Genomic DNA, 17,268 nt, shown 5'->3' with positions numbered 1-17,268 from the left:
AGCAAAAAAGGTCGGTCATTATTATGGAACGAAATGGTTAAAAAACCAAGAGCTAGATAAATTTTTACCATTATACCAAACGCTGAAATATGAAATACCTTTAAAAAAGAATTATATCAATCAATTATTTTTCATTAGTGGACTGAAAATTCAGACCATATATGATATCATAAGATAAAAACATCTGTTGGAGAAGTATATATGAAGAAAGTTGGACAGCTTTCATTAATTTCACTTTCAATTGCTTTTACCACTTATCAAAAAATATGGAGCGGTCACCCTTTTTGGACCTTTGATTTCTTCCTTTTCACCTTCATTGCCTGGCTAATTGGCTGGCATTATGACAAAATACGTGAATTTGCAAAACAATCAAAGGCTAATGAAGAAGGTTACAAACTTCTTATCGATACTTTACCCGAATCGATTTTGATTCACCAAAATGGAAAAATACTGTATTTAAACCAGCCCTTTCTCCAACTAATAAATCTGAGAAACATGGATGCAGCAATTGGTAATGAGTTGAATAATTTTGTGGGGCCCCCCCTAACTAAACCATTGTTGAACGCAATACTACTAGAAGAAAGTAAATTTAAACCAGTTGATATCGAAATAAAGAACAAAAAGGGCATTTCTTTTTTTTACGAGGTAAGCTCATATGATATTAAGTATGGAAATAAAGACGTCAGTCTAACTGTTATTAAAGATATTACTTTAAAAAAAGAAGAGACAAGGATTCTCTTACAAAGATCAGAAGCATTGGCTCTGTTGGGACAAATGGCTGCAGGTATTGCTCATGAAATACGCAATCCTCTAACTTCTATATCGGGATTCATTCAATTATTACAAGTAAACCAGCATGAGAACCAATATATAGCCATCGTCGAAAGTGAACTTGAACGAATAAATAATATAGTCGGTGATTTTTTAGATCTATCAAAACCAAAGGAAGTTGCCTTAAAAGAACAAAATATAGAACATGTATTGAAAGAAGTTATTGCATTATTGAATTTAAAGACGAAAAATCACAACATACAAATTACAGAACAGTATGAATCAAATTTGCCGGATTTTTATATTGATAAGAATCAAATGAAGCAAGTTTTTCTTAATCTTTTAAAGAATTCAATGGAAGCAATGCCTAATGGTGGTCAGATTAAAATTGTAGTTAATAAAGGGCATCATGAACAAGTTTTGATAACGATCAAAGATGAGGGAGTCGGTATTCCAAAGGAACAACTCTCTATTTTGGGACAACCGTTTATTACGACAAAAGAAAATGGTACCGGGTTAGGATTACTGATATGCTACAAAATCATTGAATCACATAAAGGAACTCTTAAAGTCGACAGTAAGGTCAATGAAGGAACCACAGTAAGTATTAGTATGCCAGTATCCATTATCAATGAAAGAAAACTAAATGTGTAATTAAATAAAATATTTCAAACACAATTTTACTTCCGTAAACGAAGCATAAATGAATATAAAAATGTTAATTCGAATTATGAAATTTAAGGTAAGAGCACATTTATTATGCTCTTACCTTTTTTATCGCGATCAAATGTCCTGTTGAATCAAAGCCGAATGAGGGAATTCAAGTATTTGTTTACCTATGGAGTAAACAGGAAGCAACAGAATCTAAATGTGAACAAGGGCAATTCCTGGACCTAGCTTGAACAATAAATAGAATAGCTTAAGAATAAGCCTATTACTCGAGGTTAGCATGCACCTTAAAATCGACCTTCAGATCGGGGTAATACTTATATCTCCAATCTTTTAGATCATGATATGAAATTACATGTTGAAATTGCTGCCCAAAACCAAAAATGTCACTTTGACTATGTTGTGTTTTCTTAAGTAGATTGTAAAAACGCCTTTCAGTAAGCCGTTCTATTTTTTCGTAAATTTTTTTGTTTGTGATGCCTTGTTTTCTTTCTAAAATATGTATTTTTAAACGTAAATCACTTGTAACATAGGGTTTATTATTATTCATTTTTATTTTGCTTTGAATGGAACTGTTAGTTACCATGATACTAGCAAAACCGAGGTTTTCCGTATAACCCTTTACATCCTTATTATTAAACACATTAATCATTTGGCTATCCTTTGGGCCGATTGTTTCAATGAATTGGCCCTGCCGTAAAATAGTTGAGCCCTCAAAAACTAATACTGTGTCTTTTCCTGCACGAACTGCCGGCACGGCAATATCTTTTGTGGATAAAAACTGGCTTCGGTACACCTCCCAGATCGGGGTACTAAAAAGTTCAGGCGCCCAGGCAGTCCCTTTATTAAAATAATCGTATATAGCAGATGCATTAACCCCTAATTTATTATTAATGTTTGATAATACATTTTCGACATTATCATCTGTAATGGCCACTAATGCTCTTGATGGAATATCTTCTGATCCCATTAAGAATTTTATAAGATCTCGAAATTCCTGTTGGTTTTTTGCCAAGTTTTTTTGGATGACAATTAATTGTACTTGGGAGTAGTCAATAGCGTTTTCAGAGTTTGTTTGAATATGGCCAAGTGCATTTGTGACGGTTTTTCCTTTCTCTGTTACTGTTCTGGAGATTTGGTTGTCGCTTTTCGGAATAGGAATCTGCAAGGTTAATTTATACTCTTGTCCATTTTCCTTTGAAATCCCGAGGACTAAAGGTAGGGAACGATTATTTATATCTTTAATATCCCAACAACCCGAAAGAAATAGGATTGACAGGAACACGATCGATAGTCGACTCACTTTACTTTTTATCATAACCTACCAAGCCTCCTTTGGATAAGGAACCATAGAGAAAAATGAAAGAGGGGATGATAATCATAAAATACGTTTGGGCCCCTGTGCTCCACAGAAAAAACTTTTCAACTAATGATTGATGTGGAACCACCAATGCAACAACAAATGCGATAACAGAGAGCAAGATGATCCAATAAGCAGCCTCCATTGTCTTCCATTTATAGGTTTTCTGCATAATATGCCCAGACATCCAAAGTAAAACTGCATTAGCCAAGATGACTAATCCAACCAATGAAATACCGAAAACCATGGTTTGTCGGTTGAAGATAAACCAACTAATGTCTACTGAATTTATTGCTTCTAAGAAAGGATAGGCCAGCGTAGTGACGGTTTCTTGTCCAAATATAAAAAGTGGTATATACACTGCTGATAAAGAAAATAAGACCACACTAACGAAAACGGCAAAAATTTGGCAGAAATTCGAATTTGCTCCTGAAGAAATAAACCCTAAAATTAAAAATGATGAAAATCCCATCAGATAAAAATACTTTATATTAAACAAGAATTTGAGAGGAGAATCCCAAACCGGGGAAACGCTGTGTAGATCGAAATTTGTAAAAGAGGAAAAGATGTTAAAAAATATTAATGGAATAACAATAAAGAAAATAATAACCGAGGAACGTAAGATGGTATCCAATCCTTTAATGGCTGTATATACCGAGATGAAAAATAACAAGATGAGTATCGACCAGTAAGGGGTTCGGGGTAAAAATACATCATTAATCACTTCAGCATGAAGACGCAAATTGAACCCCACAATAGCAATAAGATTGATTACATATGGGGTAAGAAAAATGATTGCAGCCCATTTTCCTATTTTTAAATATATTTCAATAACATTTTTATCGGGAAAATAATTTAAACCTTTGTAGTAAATCCAAAGTAAAATCAGTTGCATCAATCCCTGACACAAGATCACTTCCCAATGCGAGGTTTTAGTTAACCGGTAAATGAGGTCTGGATAGATCAAGTAGCTAAAACTTAAATGCATAATAATGAAAAGCATTCCAACTTGTATTCGATGTGTCACTTTGTGTCTCCTTTGTGTTCAAAACGTAACGTTAAATAAGGAATATCGTCTGATGTTAAACTTGCTAAATAGATGATTGTGAAAATGAAACCGATAAATACCCCTAAAATACCAAATAGAGAGGCTAAAACTAATATAGGATACTTTAGCAGACGTATATACAATGAGTTCTGCATTCCAATAACTGCAGAACTTGCAATGACTACAGCAGTGATCACAATGACTAACAAATTGCTTACTAAATTGGCTTCTACTACTGCTTGTCCCAAAATTATTCCTCCTACCATTGTAATTGCAGGCCCAACACTTTTAGGCAACCTTACAATCGCCTCGAGTATCAAATCAACTAAAACAACCATTGCAATGGTTTCTAAAAAGGCAGATAAAGGAATACCTTCCCTGCTTTTTGCGACAAACAAAGCAAGATCAGTTCTGAATATTCCGGGGTTAACCGACACTAATGCAACATATAAGGCAGGAAAAATCACTGTTGCTACAGCTCCTATGACTCTAAAAAAACGAAGCATAAATGTAAGGATAAAAGGGAAATTGCGGTCATTTTCCGTACTAAACATGTCCAAAATTAAATTTGGAAAAACAAGGGCAAAGGGGTAATTATCCATAAAAAGAACAATTCTGTTCTTTTTTAAGGAATGTATGGCTTGAATTGGTAGCTCGGTGGCAGAAAAATGACTGACAGGGCTCAGTCTACGCTTTTCAAACCTTTTATTCAGATCATCAATGGTTTCAATATCCGAATCAATTTGGTTTAACTGATGATGAATCTTATTAACAAGGTCATTTGGAGCTTTCCCATTTATGTAAAGCATGGATAATCTTCGCTTGTCTAACTCTCCAACCTGATAGGTACAATGACATAAACGGTCAGTGTTTAATCTCTTTCGCAACATCCCAACATTAGTATTAATATCCTCTACAAAGGCATCCGTAGAGGAATGAACCGGACTTTCATTTTTGGGTTCTCCAATGCTGCTATTAAGGTTTTGAACAATTGGATCTACAATTGCATTTTCCTTTCCATCTTTTGTAACGATTACTAATTTGCCTTCTAAAATTCCTTTAATTAATTGCTCTGTATTAACGTTGGTTTCTTCACTGAGCTTTCCCAAAAGGGCGCTTTTTGAAGTACAAGATTCACCCATCTGTTGTATGTATAATTTTGTCTTAGGTAGATCAATAAGTGTTTTAAATCCAATAAGATAGCAGGACATTTTGTCATATGACTCTTCCTCAATGAAAAAATCTCCTTGAGTGGAAAACTTGGTTTTAATTTCCTTTACACTATTCCTCATTAATCATTAAGCCCCTTAACAACCAGAGATCTAAAGAAATTATTTACATTGTAATAGATTTTTATACAAACGCTATATAACTTGAAGAGCACAAAATGTTTTCAAGAGATTATTCCAGTTGGAAGGCAAGTTATTAAATCCATCTTTCCAGTAGATATAGCTTTCATCCTTATTTTTATAATCATAATGATCGGAGCAGCACGGGCCGGTGCCCATGATCTTAAACTGGCTTTGAAGTCTCTTCTTATCTTTTTCAATAAAAAATTCCATTGTTTTTCGGCTTGTAAAATCAGCCTTTTGACATGTTCCTTATTGGTTCTTCACAAGATCTTCATAACTGCTTTCTATTATGAAAGCAGCAGGAAACATAAGGAGGAAGCAGCATGAAAAGTAAAAATATTTGGCTTGTATCATTGCTTGCCATGTCATTGACTCTTGGAGCATGTTCAAATGACACTGGCGATAATAATTCGGGAAGGCATGAATCAAAAGATGAAGGTATGCGACATGAGGGAATGAATCATTCGGGTTCCGGAAAGGTGCCAAAGGACCTGAAGAAAGCTACGGACCCAAAGTATGAAGTGGGCAGCCAGGCGGTTATTAAGGCGGATCATATGGAAGGGATGAAGGGGGCAAAAGCAAAAATAGCCGGAGCTTATGATACAACAGCTTATGTGGTAACCTATACCCCAAAAACAGGGGGAAACCCCGTTAAACATCACAAATGGATTATCCAAGAGGAAATCCAGGATGCAGGAAATAAAACGCTGAAAACGGGACAAAAGGTAAAGCTGAACGCGGATCATATGAAAGGCATGAAAGATGCTTCTGCCATAATCGAATCCTTTGAAAAAACAACCGTTTATATGGTGGATTACACACCTGCTACAGGTGGAAAAAGGGTTGAAAATCATAAATGGGTAACAGAAAACGAGCTGCAGGCTAAATAAGGACAGCAGAGAGAATCCATGTGTTTTCAAAAGGGTTCTCTTTTTGTCTATAATTGAGGAAGAAGAAAGGGAGAGAAAATAGATGAAGACGGTCCTGATTGTAGATGATGAAGAGAAAATACTTGAAGTGGTCTCCTCGTATTTAAGAAACGAGGGTTATCGAACGATTGAAACGTCCACTGGACAAGAAGCCCTGCAGTATATAAGAAAACGCCACATTGATTTTGTCATTTTGGATTTAATGCTTCCGGATTACAGCGGCGAGGATATTTGCCAGAGCATTCGGCAAGAAACTTCACTCCCGATCCTTATGCTAACGGCAAAAGCAAAGGAAACTGAACGGATAAAAGGTCTGTCGCTTGGAGCTGATGATTACATGGTTAAACCATTCAGTCCGAGGGAACTTGTAATGCGGGTGAAAACGATTTTGAGACGTTCCAATGATAACGATCTGCTGGCGGAGCAGATTTCTTATAATCAAGGTGAGCTAATAGTAAATGCAAAGTCAAAAGAAGTATTTTCAAAGGGCAATTCTATCAGTCTTACCCCAATTGAATACAAAGCGTTGCTCTTTTTTGCACGGCATCCTAAACGCACATTTACTAGAGACGAGCTTGTGGAAAAAGTGCTCGGTTATGATTATGAAGGGGAAACCCGCACTATTGACCAACATATCAAAAACCTTCGCCAAAAAATAGAGAACAATCCTAAAGAGCCCCGGTACATACAGACCGTTTTTGGAATGGGGTATAAGTTTGAAGGAAACCGCAATGAAAATTAAAGGATTGCATGCCAGGCTGACCCTTATCTTTATACTGGCAGCGACTGTCATTTTGATGGTAGCAAGCCTGGTCATTTTGTTGGAAATTCATTATCACTTTACAATGTTTAAATTGGATGCTCCTGAATTTCGGGTGATTAAGCCACTGGCCATTCATTTTGAGAGAGCGGTCATCGGTTCGATACTTTGGACGTTGCTTGGGGTATTCATTCTGGTTTGTGTGATTAGCTATTTCGTAGCCAGAAAACTATCTAAACCCCTTGTGCAAATGAAATGGGCCGCAGAGAAAATGACTAAGGGTGACCTCGATGTTAGAGTGAAGGTGCAGGGAAATGATGAACTGCAGGAGTTAGGGCAATCATTAAACCAATTAGCAGCACAGCTGCAAAAACAGGAGATTGCAAGAGAAAATATGACCAGTGATATCGCTCATGAATTACGTACGCCTCTTGCCACGCTGAAGAGTCATATGGAAGCCATTGAAGATGGAATCTTTGAGGCTTCTCCTGAGCGGCTGCATTCATTCAGGGAAGAAATCGACCGGCTGATTCTGCTGGTGCATGATCTCGAACAATTAACGACATTTGAAGCGCCTAACTTTGTACTTGAAAAGCGAAGAGATAATTTGGGGGAAGTTCTTCAACAAAGTATGACTACACTACGAGAGTCTTATCTGCAAAAAGGGGTAGCCTTGTCCTTTCATGAAAAAATGCAGATACAATTGCTTATTGATAAAAAAAGAATCATGCAAGTCATGATTAACCTGTTAACAAATGCCTTAAAATTCACCCCTACTGGAGGGAGAGTCGACATTACAATAGAGATTAAAGAGCAGGACGCCGTTATCACCATAAAAGACACCGGGATTGGAATACCCAAAGAAGACATTTCTAAGGTATTTGAACGATTCTACCGGACAGAAAAATCCAGAAACCGCCGATTTGGAGGGAGTGGCATAGGGCTAACCATTGCCAAACAATTGGTTGAGGCTCATGGGGGAAGTATATGGATGGAAAGTGATCCCAATGATGGGACTGCAGTAATGGTTATTTTACCCATACAGTAGAAAAAGCAGCCCAAGTTGGCTGCTTTTTCTTATCCTCCCAAACTTCACCCATTAAATCATCAATTTCTTTTCTCGGTTTTTTTTCGTTCTTTATCAACAAGGACTTCATCATCTTGAAAAGAAACGACAACAATGGCTCAAATGAGGGTTTGGTTAGGATTAAACATCGATAAATTTAAAGTAGATGGCAATTTGTATCAGGCCTTTCTGGTGGTACCAAAGTAACACAGCTGGAGAGCATAAGCTTGCCGGCTGTTAATTCAACATATATACACATCCTAAACGTGCTATATCAACTGGGGATATTTGCTCAATGTAGGCTGGTGAAACTGCAAAGTAAGAAAGCGTATCCATCATTTGACGTATTACTCATGGATAATGTTTCAAAGATAGCAGATAAACAGTATGAGCAACGTGATGTGATCAATGCTATAAATAAGTACATTTCATGGGTAAAGGGGTAATATATTTATGAATATTTTTTTCATGCAGCGATCGTTTACTGGACTCCAATAAGAATGTTATAGTTTCTAATGAAAATAATCCTTTTTTAAAGAATCCTTGTTTTGTATAATGAAAGAAGTAAAAAAATAAAAAGTAATCTAGGTGCCCTTGTTTTTTTATAAGGGGTAACAGGGAATCGGGTGAAAATCCCGAGCGGTCCCGCCACTGTAATTGAGGAGTTCTCTATCATTATGTCACTCAAATTTGGGGAAGACGATGGAGCACGATGACTCAAAAGCCAGGAGACCTACCTAGTTTACACACCCAAAAACCTTCGAGGAAAGGAGTGGTGTATGGAGCCGGCCTATTTTCTTTTTGATGTAATTGGCCGCCTAGTGTACATACTTGTAAGCCTCACCCTTTTTAGGTTGAGGCTTTTTATTTTTTAATCAAAAAGGAGGCTTCATAAGTGGAGGAAATTTCGTTATTCTTGCTCGTTTTTGTATTAGGTTTACGTCACGGCCTTGATGCCGATCATCTGGCGTTTATAGACGGCCAGACCCGTTACCATTGGAGGTTAGGGACTCCTTATGCCCGTTGGGTTGGTACACTGTTTTCTTTCGGACATGGAGGAATCGTCGCTTTTACAGCGGGTATGCTAGGCATAGTAATGGAGAACTTTTCTTTTCCCGCCTATTTTGATAACTTTGCCGCTTGGGTTTCCATTATCTCACTTTTTCTAATTGGCACTTTGAATACGTACAATCTGATTCGAACAAGACGGAAACATGAAGAATTCCAGGTAAGCGGCTTAAAAGGGAAGTTTCTTCCCAAAATGATAAGAAGAACATCAAATCCGTTTCTTATCATTTTGATTGGTGCCTTATTTGCTTTAGCCGCTGAAACCGTTAGCCAAACGGCGGTCTGGTCTATGGCAGCAAGCAATTCGGGTAAATATACTCCGTTAATTTTAGGTTTGGTTTTTATGGCCGGAATGATGATTACGGATACCATCGATTCACTTATTGTTTATAAAATGGTTAATGAGTCGAGTAAGTTTGGACAATCTGCTTCAAGAATAATGGGATGGGTGATTGTAGTTCTTGCTTATGGTGTTTCTTTTTATCTAGCATTCACGTTCTTTAACCCTTGGGCAGAACTGGATTTTGAAATTGTAGGGGTGATTTTATTTGTATTCCTGCTGGCGACTTTTGCCTTTATTAGTCTTCGCTCTAAAAAACAAAGCATTGAATTGAATTCTGCAAAGTAACTTGAGCATATAAAGAAATGAAAGCATAGGAAGTCTTTATGCTTATTCTGTAATCACGTTTCTTCTCTTCCTTGTTCATTAAGGTTGCTTTAACCAAACAAATCCTACATCTGTAACGATATATGGTACATTTTTATATGTATCTGAAATGGCTGTTTGGAGGAAATCACGATGGATGAACGGGATTGGCTTATATTGAAGGCCCTATACGAAAAGAAGAATATAACGAAGGCAGCATACCAATTGTACATTTCCCAGCCTTCTCTCACGAAAAGGATCCAGCATATTGAGAAAGAATTCAATACGGTGATCATTGAACGAGGAAAACGGGGAGTGCAATTTACGCCACAGGGGGAGTACCTCGCCAAATGTGCGGATGAGATGCTCCTCAATCTTCAAACGATCAGAGAAACGGTCTTGAACATGAGTGAAGAAGTAACGGGTACTCTGAGATTGGCTGTTTCGAATTATTTTACCTTGCACAAGCTTCCAAAATTGCTGAAGCTTTTTCGAAAGAAATTTCCTCTCGTGGATTTTAAGGTAAGGACCGGCTGGAGTCGGGATGTATTTAATCTTGTTTATAATCACGAAGTCCATATTGGTATTGTACGGGGGGATTATCAATGGTCTGATGCAAAGTGTCTGCTCTTTGAAGAAAATCTTTGCATAACCTCCAGGGACGAAATCAAGCTTGTTGATTTGCCTGCATCTCCAAGAATCGATTATGGAACAGATCCAGCGTTGAAGGCAATCATTGACAATTGGTGGAGCAGGAATTTTTCTGGCCCCGGAACCATCGGTATGGAAGTGGACAAGGGGGAGACATGCAAGGAGATGGTCATCAACGGATTAGGTTATGGTATTCTTCCAAGTGTCCTTGTAGATCAACACCAAGAGCTTCATAAGATCAAGCTCCTGGATGAAGACAATCAACCAATTGTTCGGAAAACATGGATGTTATATCATGAAAAATCGATGGAGATGAATCTGATTTCAGAATTTGTCCGTTTCGTTCAAACCCTTGATTTCTTGCAAGATCTTTAAAAACCACAGGTACAGAACCTGTGGTTTTTTTTATGGCTATCATTCCTTTTTTGTATGGTTCTCGATACGATATTCATATTTTAATAAACATCCCCGCCATTCTATGATGAAAAGAGAGAAGGGAGCCAGGGATATGGAGAAAAAATTGAAGCAGCTTGTTTTGCTCTTAAAGAAACATGAAGGAAAAAATTTTGATGTGAACCTGCAGTATGAACGAGAGAGCAACACCGGCTTTGGCTTCATGCATACGGTAAAGAAGGGGATTGTTCAGGTTGTGAATTCAAATATCGTCATGGTCAGCGAGCCGCAAACCGCGAATTACTTTATCCTGCCTGTTGTGGGGATTAAAAGTGTCCTTGATGAAAGTCAAGGGAAGTATGACATCGCCATCACTGTAAAATACCTCAACTCCTATCGATTGTTTATCCAAATCCTTGAACCCTATTAATTTTTTGGAATGCAAAAAGAGAGGAACAGCATATGGAAATATTTTTCATGATTGTCGTTAATGTGATTACTCCGGTTTTTATCTTAATTGGGGTGGGGGTGCTGCTTCACCGCAAGTTTCATTTCGACTTGAACACCTTATCAAAGATCAATAATTATCTGCTTATGCCCGCTGTGAGTTTTGCGAATATTTATCAAAGCGAAGTCAAGGGGAAGGCGTTGCTGATCATCATCGGTTTTCTGCTGCTGCAAAATGGGTGCCTTATCTTAGTAAGCTCCGTCATGGCAAAAGTGGCCCGCTTTGACAAAAGTCTTGCTGCCACTTTTAAGAACAGTGTAGTGCTCAGCAATTCAGGCAATTTCGGACTCCCAGTGAGCCAGCTTGTGTTTCAGCACAATCCGTTTGGCGCCTCTATTCAGGTCATTGTAACGATTTTTCAAAACTTTCTCACCTATACATATGGTTTAATGAATTCGGCATCAGTTAAAACAAAACGTTCCACGGCCATAAAATTATTCCTCAAGAACCCTATTTTCTTCGCGGTGTTGCTTGGTCTTGCTTGTCAAATTACTTCCTTTAAAATCCCTTTGTTTCTTTGGAATCCCATCGATAACCTTTCTGGTGCATTTATTGCGGTAGCATTGATTACATTGGGTGCTCAGAGTGCCAATTTAAAAATCCACCAATTATCAATGCCGCTCGTTCTGAGCTTAACAGGAAGACTACTATTGGCACCATTGATTGCCTTGGGCATTATTTATTCATTGGACCTAGAAGGTACAACAGCGCAGGCCTTATTCATTGCAAGCTCCTTTCCAACATCAAGGAACAGTGCCCTTTTTGCTTTGGAGCATGGCAACCATCCGGACTATGCAGCACAGACTGTTTTGTTATCTACATTATTCAGTAGTCTTACGGTTACTGCTGTGGTGTATTTCTCAAATGTTTTGTTCTAGTTAATTATGTGACCGTTTTTCTTTTTCAAAGGTTGACGACTGAATGAATAAAAGAAGATCCCATTGACACAGGCTTAAATATTTCATATAGTGGCATTAGTTGAATACCTCTTCTGTTAGGTGAGGCTCCTGTATAGAGATACGCTGCTGCCCAAAAATGTCGAGAGACGCCAATGGGTCAACAGGGAAAATCGGATTAAGGTTTTTCTTAATGTAGCTGGTATGACCTATGCTGTACAGTGCTAAAACTCAACACGGGAAGAATAATGGCTCTATTAAATGTGGCTTTATGGCTCTTTCCTGTGGTGAAAGAGCTTTTTTATTTTCTCAGGAGGTGAGGAATTATGGGTACAGATGACCCCCATTCGAAAATCATCAGGATAAACAACACAACGAAAGAGGCAACAAAGTGCTCATGTTCCTCTTGTCCGATAAGATAAGATTTGTTCGCAGCCTTTACTGCCTCTTAAAAGAAGAGGTGAACTTTTATGATAAAAACCTATTTGTATCAACAAGAGAACCAAGAAATGAAAGTGAATATTCCGTTAAAGGATGTCCAGCAGCATCTAAAGAATCCAGAGAACTTGTTATGGATTGATATTTATGACTTACATAACCGTGAACTGTATGAAATCGCAAAACTATTTGATTTCCACCCCTTAGCGGTTGAAGACTGTTTACATGACAGTCCCCGGGCAAAAATGGATGACTATGAAGACTATAAGTTCTTTGTCTTTCATGCCCTGCGTTACAACGAAGAAAGCGATAATGAAATTACCACACTTGAGCTGAATGTGTTCGTCGGCCCCAATTATGTCGTCACCATCCATAAGCATAAATTGAAGTGGCTCGGTCAAATGGATGCCATCTGTTCTAGACATACTAAATACATGAAAAATGGTGCAGACCTTCTTCTCTATGCATTAATTGATGGAATTACTGATGAATACTTTCCTATTCTGGACCGTATAGGGATTCGTATCGATGAACTTGAAGATGAGATTTATGACGAGGGTGTAAGAGGTGTGACGGAAGAGTTTTTAGCATTAAAACGAACGATCATCCTTATTCGCCGCGTCATCCTTCCGCAACGCAGGATTTTCCTAACGGTAGACGGGAATTGGAAGTTTGATATTCGAGAAGATAATCGGCCGTTTTACACAGACCTCATTGACCACTTGGAACGGATCGTAGATTCAACAGAAACCTTTAGAGATCTAGTAAATAGTGCATTGGATACGTACTATTCAATCATTAACGCAAAATCCTCAGAAAAATTAAACGTTCTGACGCTCATCTCCACGATCATGCTTCCGTTAACATTTGTCACCGGTTTTTTTGGAATGAACGTTCCGTTGCCATATCAGCATTCTCCGTTAGCAACAGTCATTATTTTCTTATTGTTAATCATCCTAACCTGGGGAATGTGGAAGTACTTTAAAAAGAACCAACTTCTTTAAATTGTTGTTAGGATTATAAGGGGTTTTACCAAAAGGAAGGCTGTTACAGCCTTCCTTTTTTTACAATATTTTTGTCAAAGTTGACTGCTGAAGTGATCCATCGCTATGTTTTTCTTTCATTGTATAAAACTGCCGGTGAAGTTCCCGGACCTCATCGGCCAGTTCTGCAACTGGTCCGTCAACCACTGGATCGCGGATAACATCCTGGATGGGCAGATTACGCACAAGTGGTCTGGCTATATCCACTTTGCTCAGCCATTGAGTCAATTGCGCTGAGGAACTTGCAAAGACAATTCGACCAAGGCCGACCCATCCGTGCGCTGCAGCGCACATTAGGCAATGCAGAAGTGTATTCTCTGCAGCCCGGCGTGCCAGAGCGAAATCGGGATGCCGAGCATGATCACCGGTGGCGACATGGTTGTGTTCCTCCTCAAGAATGACTCCTCTGGAGGAAACAAGTACCGAACCAAATGGTTTATCGCCTGACTTCAGGGCAGCTTTTGCAAGAGGTCGGATAGAGAAAAAGGCTAGCAAATACGCTAGCCTCTTCCATTCTTTTCTTGGTGTCCAGAATATAGTGAAAACGTGATTCTGCCGTTTTAACTCACCATTTTACGGCAAACTTCAGCGCAACGCAGGCATGCCTCTGCACATTGCTGACAATGATCATGATTATGCTTTTTACATTCATTGGCGCATGCTTCACATATTTCTGCGCATAGCCGGCAAATTTGAGCGGTGAATGGACTGTTTCGGGACATCGCATCGGCAGCATATGCACAAATATCAGCACATTCACGGTCTAAACGGATGCATTCCGCCATCATTTTCACATCATCTTCTTGTAAGCAGGCATTAAAGCAGTGATTACACACCTGGATACAGGATAGGCATTCCTCAATACATTCTTTAAATTGTTCACGAGACATAATCAATTCCTCCTTGTTTTAGTTAAGTTCAGTCCTTGTTTTTCCTCTATAACGCAGCAATAAACACATTTTAAATAAATGCTGAAACTTCATAACTTCTACATAACGATCCTTTATTATGAAATAATCTGTACTTTTTGGAAGAAGTCTCGGAACAGCATCAGAAAGCAGTGTAGAAGGAAATTACTATATTTACAATACAGTTTTCAAGTCCTTTCGCAAAAAAAATGCAGATTTTTTATTATCCAAATTGGGTTTATCTGTCTGATTCACAGCAATTACTAGGCAGATAGGTTAACAAGAATGCTTTTTATCTTTGTCATAATGAGACCGTGTAATTATGCGGTTTAATCCTTTTTCAGTTAATAGCATGAAGTAATTAAGTAGTAGTCCCCCTAAACAAACCGTTAGTAATGTTCCGACGCCAATCGGCCCATGAAAAAGCACAGCCATTAGCAAAAAAACAAGGTAAATGAATGTTCTTGAAGTAAATATGGTGGTTTCAGTCATTTCTTTTATGATTATTGTTAATCGGTCTATTGGGATGGGTGCAAAATTTGTGTGTAAATAGGTTGCGGTTCCCAGTCCTGTAATAATTAAGCCAATAACAAAACAGATTAATTTGTTGTACCATAGTTCGGGTGTTATCAATGGCTGTATTAAAAAAAGCCACAGATCAATACCAGCACCTGTGATAACCGCAGTGACCAACCCCAAAACTTCGGGTCTTTGTCTTTTTAAATATGAATTACAACTTATCAATACTAAAGCTATTAGTACTTCCCAACTGCCCACGGTTAATCCTACATTTGTGGAAAGTCCCACCAAAAGTGCATCAAAAGGTGATGTTCCGAGATCGGATTGTATAGTGAAAGAAATACCAAGGGTTAATATAAGGATGCCTGCAACATAAATAAGAAACTTCAGTTGAGTCACCTCTTTTTATGGTTTTTGTTGCATATACAACAAAAATTAGTTACATTTAATATAAGTTAATTTTATTGCATTTACAACAAAAAAGTATCAAGGGGGGAATTATGAAGGAAATTCTTCGTGAAATAGGAATGATTGCGAGGGCTTTAGATTCAATCAGTAATATAGAATTTAAAGAATATGATCTTACAAAAGGACAGTATCTGTATCTTGTGCGAATTTGTGAAAACCCTGGAATGATTCAGGAAAAATTAGCTGAGATGATTAAAGTAGATCGAACAACAGCAGCACGTGCTATAAAAAAACTTGAATTGAATGGCTTTGTTGAAAAAAAAGACGATCCACAGAACAAAAAAATTAAAAAACTGTATCCAACAGAAAAGGGGAAAAGTGTTTTTCCTTTTATTAAAAGAGAAAATGAGTATTCCAATAACGTTGCATTAGAAGGATTAACCGAAGAGGAAACAGAAACCATTTTCAATCTTCTTCAAAGAGTGAGAAAAAATGTAGAAAGAGACTGGGAATTCGTAAAAAAAGGCAATAAGAGAAATTATTGATGAAGGAGTAATATAAATGTTGATCAAGATAAAAAAATGCGTGCTTGAAGATGCACGGGAACTTCAAGAACTTAGCTATGAAACATTTAATGAGACATTTAAGGATGTAAATACACCGGAAAATATGATTGGCTATTTGGAAAAAGCCTTTAACATAAGACAATTAGAAAAAGAATTATCCAATCGTTTTTCGCAGTTCTTTTTTGTTTTTTTTAATAATGAAGTAGCAGGCTATTTAAAAGTCAATACCAACGATGCTCAGTCTGAAAAAATGGGTGACGATTTCTTTGAAATTGAAAGGATCTATGTAAAAAGCAAATTTCAAAAACTAGGAATTGGTAAATATCTCGTGAACAAAGCTTTTAAAATTGCTATGGAATGTGGAAAAAGGAAAATCTGGCTAGGTGTTTGGGAAAAGAATGAAAATGCCATTTCTTTTTATAATAAATTAGGCTTTGTCCAAACGGGAGCCCACTCCTTTTATATGGGGGAAGATGAGCAAACAGATCTTATCATGACGAAAACACTCAACTAACTGTTTTATGAAAGGAGTATGATATGTATATCCCTAAGCCTTTTAAAATGGAGGATGAAAAAGTCATTTATAATTTTATCGAAAACCATGGCTTTGCAACGTTGTTTTCTCAGCATAATGGAGAACCGTACGCTACCCATCTTCCGCTATTGTTGGATAAATCTGAACATGTTTTATATGGCCATTTTGCACGTCCGAACGACCAATGGAAGGATATTGAAGGGCAACAAGTTCTTACGGTTTTTCAAGGTCCTCACTGTTATATTTCACCTTCCTGGTATGAAACAAAAAAAGCAGTGCCAACTTGGAATTATGTTTCTGTCCATGTTTATGGAAAGATGGAGATTGTTGAAGACAGAAACGTAATATTGACTTCGTTAAATGATCTGGTAAATAAATATGAAAGTCCAGAAAGTTCCTACCATTTAAATGATGTGGAATCGGATTTTATTGAAGGTATGACTAATGGGATTGTAGCGTTTGGAATAAAAATCAAAAAACTTGAAGCTAAAGCAAAATTAAGTCAGAACCATCCTGTAGAGCGCCAGGAATTAATTATTAAACAGCTGGAAAACACTTCACTAGAAGATAATACCGAAATAGCAGCTCTAATGAAGAAAAATCTAAAATACATGACATAAGTGTCATTCTTTCCCGGAGAGTTTTTTCCTTTATCCTTCTTTAATGTGAACTTTATTTAATAATAAGCCATTTATGATAGCTGGGATGAACTAAAGGACCGAATAATCGGTCCT

The 17,268-nt window shown here is 37.6% G+C and carries 18 protein-coding genes and 2 riboswitches; of the genes, 12 read left to right on the top strand and 6 right to left on the bottom strand.

Translation table 11 applies throughout. From position 1 onward, the window contains the following. The first annotated feature begins 201 nt into the window (after positions 1 to 201). Positions 202 to 1,425, top strand: a complete 1,224-nt coding sequence (locus tag BLT53_RS10205; RefSeq protein WP_090234566.1) for an ATP-binding protein — start codon at positions 202 to 204, stop codon at positions 1,423 to 1,425. A 280-nt stretch (positions 1,426 to 1,705) separates the two neighbouring features. Here BLT53_RS10205 and BLT53_RS10200 read toward each other — a convergent pair whose 3' ends face one another. From BLT53_RS10200 to BLT53_RS10190, 3 genes are read right to left on the bottom strand one after another with little or no spacing between them, the layout of a single operon-like run. Continuing rightward, positions 1,706 to 2,758, bottom strand: coding sequence for a Ger(x)C family spore germination protein (locus tag BLT53_RS10200; protein WP_090234563.1), 1,053 nt, complete (start codon positions 2,756 to 2,758; stop codon positions 1,706 to 1,708). Further along, a complete protein-coding gene (locus BLT53_RS10195; RefSeq protein WP_090234561.1) occupies positions 2,745 to 3,827 on the bottom strand; it encodes a GerAB/ArcD/ProY family transporter in 1,083 nt (360 codons plus the stop codon). The genes BLT53_RS10200 and BLT53_RS10195 overlap by 14 nt, the downstream gene beginning before the upstream one ends. Further along, positions 3,824 to 5,140: a spore germination protein gene (locus BLT53_RS10190; RefSeq protein WP_090234559.1), complete on the bottom strand. Its 1,317-nt coding sequence runs from the start codon at positions 5,138 to 5,140 to the stop codon at positions 3,824 to 3,826. The genes BLT53_RS10195 and BLT53_RS10190 overlap by 4 nt, the downstream gene beginning before the upstream one ends. Positions 5,141 to 5,523: 383 nt before the next feature. Here BLT53_RS10190 and BLT53_RS10180 point away from each other — a divergent pair, with 383 nt between their 5' ends. The 8 genes from BLT53_RS10180 (at position 5,524) to corA (ending at position 13,559) form a co-directional block, all read left to right on the top strand. Further along, positions 5,524 to 6,090: a YdhK family protein gene (locus BLT53_RS10180; protein WP_090234556.1), complete on the top strand. Its 567-nt coding sequence runs from the start codon at positions 5,524 to 5,526 to the stop codon at positions 6,088 to 6,090. Between the two features lie 82 nt (positions 6,091 to 6,172). Then, positions 6,173 to 6,871: a response regulator transcription factor gene (locus BLT53_RS10175; RefSeq protein WP_090234554.1), complete on the top strand. Its 699-nt coding sequence runs from the start codon at positions 6,173 to 6,175 to the stop codon at positions 6,869 to 6,871. Further along, entirely contained in the window at positions 6,846 to 7,937 is a 1,092-nt protein-coding gene (locus BLT53_RS10170) for a sensor histidine kinase (RefSeq protein WP_244520395.1), read from the top strand. Before BLT53_RS10175 ends, BLT53_RS10170 begins: the two co-directional genes overlap by 26 nt. Positions 7,938 to 8,524: 587 nt before the next feature. Then, a riboswitch (cobalamin riboswitch) is annotated at positions 8,525 to 8,710 on the top strand. A 140-nt stretch (positions 8,711 to 8,850) separates the two neighbouring features. Continuing rightward, complete coding sequence (locus tag BLT53_RS10160) at positions 8,851 to 9,651, top strand: HoxN/HupN/NixA family nickel/cobalt transporter (protein ID WP_090234549.1); 801 nt, start codon at positions 8,851 to 8,853, stop codon at positions 9,649 to 9,651. Positions 9,652 to 9,822: 171 nt separating this feature from the next. Next, positions 9,823 to 10,695, top strand: a complete 873-nt coding sequence (locus BLT53_RS10155; protein ID WP_090234548.1) for a LysR family transcriptional regulator — start codon at positions 9,823 to 9,825, stop codon at positions 10,693 to 10,695. A 133-nt stretch (positions 10,696 to 10,828) separates the two neighbouring features. Continuing rightward, positions 10,829 to 11,143 carry a hypothetical protein gene (locus BLT53_RS10150; RefSeq protein WP_090234546.1) on the top strand — a complete coding sequence of 105 codons (315 nt, stop codon included), beginning with the start codon at positions 10,829 to 10,831 and terminating at the stop codon, positions 11,141 to 11,143. 32 nt (positions 11,144 to 11,175) lie between these two features. After that, a complete protein-coding gene (locus tag BLT53_RS10145) occupies positions 11,176 to 12,099 on the top strand; it encodes an AEC family transporter (protein ID WP_090234544.1) in 924 nt (307 codons plus the stop codon). A gap of 105 nt (positions 12,100 to 12,204) precedes the next feature. Then, positions 12,205 to 12,366, top strand: a riboswitch (M-box (ykoK) riboswitch). 221 nt (positions 12,367 to 12,587) lie between these two features. Then, positions 12,588 to 13,559 (top strand): magnesium/cobalt transporter CorA, encoded by a 972-nt coding sequence (gene corA / locus BLT53_RS10140; protein ID WP_090234543.1) that lies wholly within the window; start codon positions 12,588 to 12,590, stop codon positions 13,557 to 13,559. 60 nt (positions 13,560 to 13,619) lie between these two features. On the opposite strand, the gene BLT53_RS10135 is transcribed toward corA, so the two are convergent. The 3 genes from BLT53_RS10135 to BLT53_RS10125 form a co-directional block, all read right to left on the bottom strand. Then, positions 13,620 to 14,093: a tRNA-specific adenosine deaminase gene (locus BLT53_RS10135; RefSeq protein ID WP_090234541.1), complete on the bottom strand. Its 474-nt coding sequence runs from the start codon at positions 14,091 to 14,093 to the stop codon at positions 13,620 to 13,622. A gap of 65 nt (positions 14,094 to 14,158) precedes the next feature. Continuing rightward, the gene (locus BLT53_RS10130; protein ID WP_090234540.1) at positions 14,159 to 14,488 is read right to left on the bottom strand and encodes a four-helix bundle copper-binding protein; all 330 of its coding nucleotides are present in this window, start codon (positions 14,486 to 14,488) and stop codon (positions 14,159 to 14,161) included. A 294-nt stretch (positions 14,489 to 14,782) separates the two neighbouring features. After that, entirely contained in the window at positions 14,783 to 15,415 is a 633-nt protein-coding gene (locus BLT53_RS10125; RefSeq protein ID WP_090236820.1) for a YczE/YyaS/YitT family protein, read from the bottom strand. Between the two features lie 110 nt (positions 15,416 to 15,525). On the opposite strand from BLT53_RS10125, the gene BLT53_RS10120 reads away from it, so the two are divergent. Genes BLT53_RS10120 through BLT53_RS10110 form a run of 3 tightly spaced genes read left to right on the top strand, consistent with a single transcriptional unit; the run spans position 15,526 to position 17,154 of the window. After that, positions 15,526 to 15,978: a MarR family winged helix-turn-helix transcriptional regulator gene (locus tag BLT53_RS10120; protein ID WP_090234539.1), complete on the top strand. Its 453-nt coding sequence runs from the start codon at positions 15,526 to 15,528 to the stop codon at positions 15,976 to 15,978. Positions 15,979 to 15,994: 16 nt separating this feature from the next. Beyond that, complete coding sequence (gene paiA / locus BLT53_RS10115) at positions 15,995 to 16,513, top strand: spermidine/spermine N(1)-acetyltransferase (protein ID WP_090234537.1); 519 nt, start codon at positions 15,995 to 15,997, stop codon at positions 16,511 to 16,513. A 23-nt stretch (positions 16,514 to 16,536) separates the two neighbouring features. Further along, positions 16,537 to 17,154, top strand: coding sequence for an FMN-binding negative transcriptional regulator (locus tag BLT53_RS10110; RefSeq protein WP_090234535.1), 618 nt, complete (start codon positions 16,537 to 16,539; stop codon positions 17,152 to 17,154). Positions 17,155 to 17,268: the final 114 nt, after the last annotated feature.

It is taken from the genome of Fictibacillus solisalsi, assembly GCF_900103485.1.
GTDB classification, from domain to species: Bacteria; Bacillota; Bacilli; order Bacillales; family Fictibacillaceae; genus Fictibacillus_C; species Fictibacillus_C solisalsi.
This window is presented reverse-complemented; position numbering and strand designations above follow the sequence as displayed.

Bases quoted from the DNA above. Each gene is read 5' to 3' on its own strand.
- BLT53_RS10190 (WP_090234559.1), bottom strand. From the start codon at position 5,140: ATGAGGAATAGTGTAAAGGAAATTAAAACCAAGTTTTCCACTCAAGGA.
- BLT53_RS10155 (WP_090234548.1), top strand. From the start codon at position 9,823: ATGGATGAACGGGATTGGCTTATATTGAAGGCCCTATACGAAAAGAAG.
- BLT53_RS10120 (WP_090234539.1), top strand. From the start codon at position 15,526: ATGAAGGAAATTCTTCGTGAAATAGGAATGATTGCGAGGGCTTTAGAT.
- BLT53_RS10150 (WP_090234546.1), top strand. From the start codon at position 10,829: ATGGAGAAAAAATTGAAGCAGCTTGTTTTGCTCTTAAAGAAACATGAA.
- BLT53_RS10180 (WP_090234556.1), top strand. From the start codon at position 5,524: ATGAAAAGTAAAAATATTTGGCTTGTATCATTGCTTGCCATGTCATTG.
- BLT53_RS10145 (WP_090234544.1), top strand. From the start codon at position 11,176: ATGGAAATATTTTTCATGATTGTCGTTAATGTGATTACTCCGGTTTTT.
- BLT53_RS10175 (WP_090234554.1), top strand. From the start codon at position 6,173: ATGAAGACGGTCCTGATTGTAGATGATGAAGAGAAAATACTTGAAGTG.
- paiA (WP_090234537.1), top strand. From the start codon at position 15,995: ATGTTGATCAAGATAAAAAAATGCGTGCTTGAAGATGCACGGGAACTT.
- BLT53_RS10205 (WP_090234566.1), top strand. From the start codon at position 202: ATGAAGAAAGTTGGACAGCTTTCATTAATTTCACTTTCAATTGCTTTT.
- BLT53_RS10200 (WP_090234563.1), bottom strand. From the start codon at position 2,758: ATGATAAAAAGTAAAGTGAGTCGACTATCGATCGTGTTCCTGTCAATC.
- BLT53_RS10130 (WP_090234540.1), bottom strand. From the start codon at position 14,488: ATGTCTCGTGAACAATTTAAAGAATGTATTGAGGAATGCCTATCCTGT.
- corA (WP_090234543.1), top strand. From the start codon at position 12,588: ATGATAAAAACCTATTTGTATCAACAAGAGAACCAAGAAATGAAAGTG.
- BLT53_RS10110 (WP_090234535.1), top strand. From the start codon at position 16,537: ATGTATATCCCTAAGCCTTTTAAAATGGAGGATGAAAAAGTCATTTAT.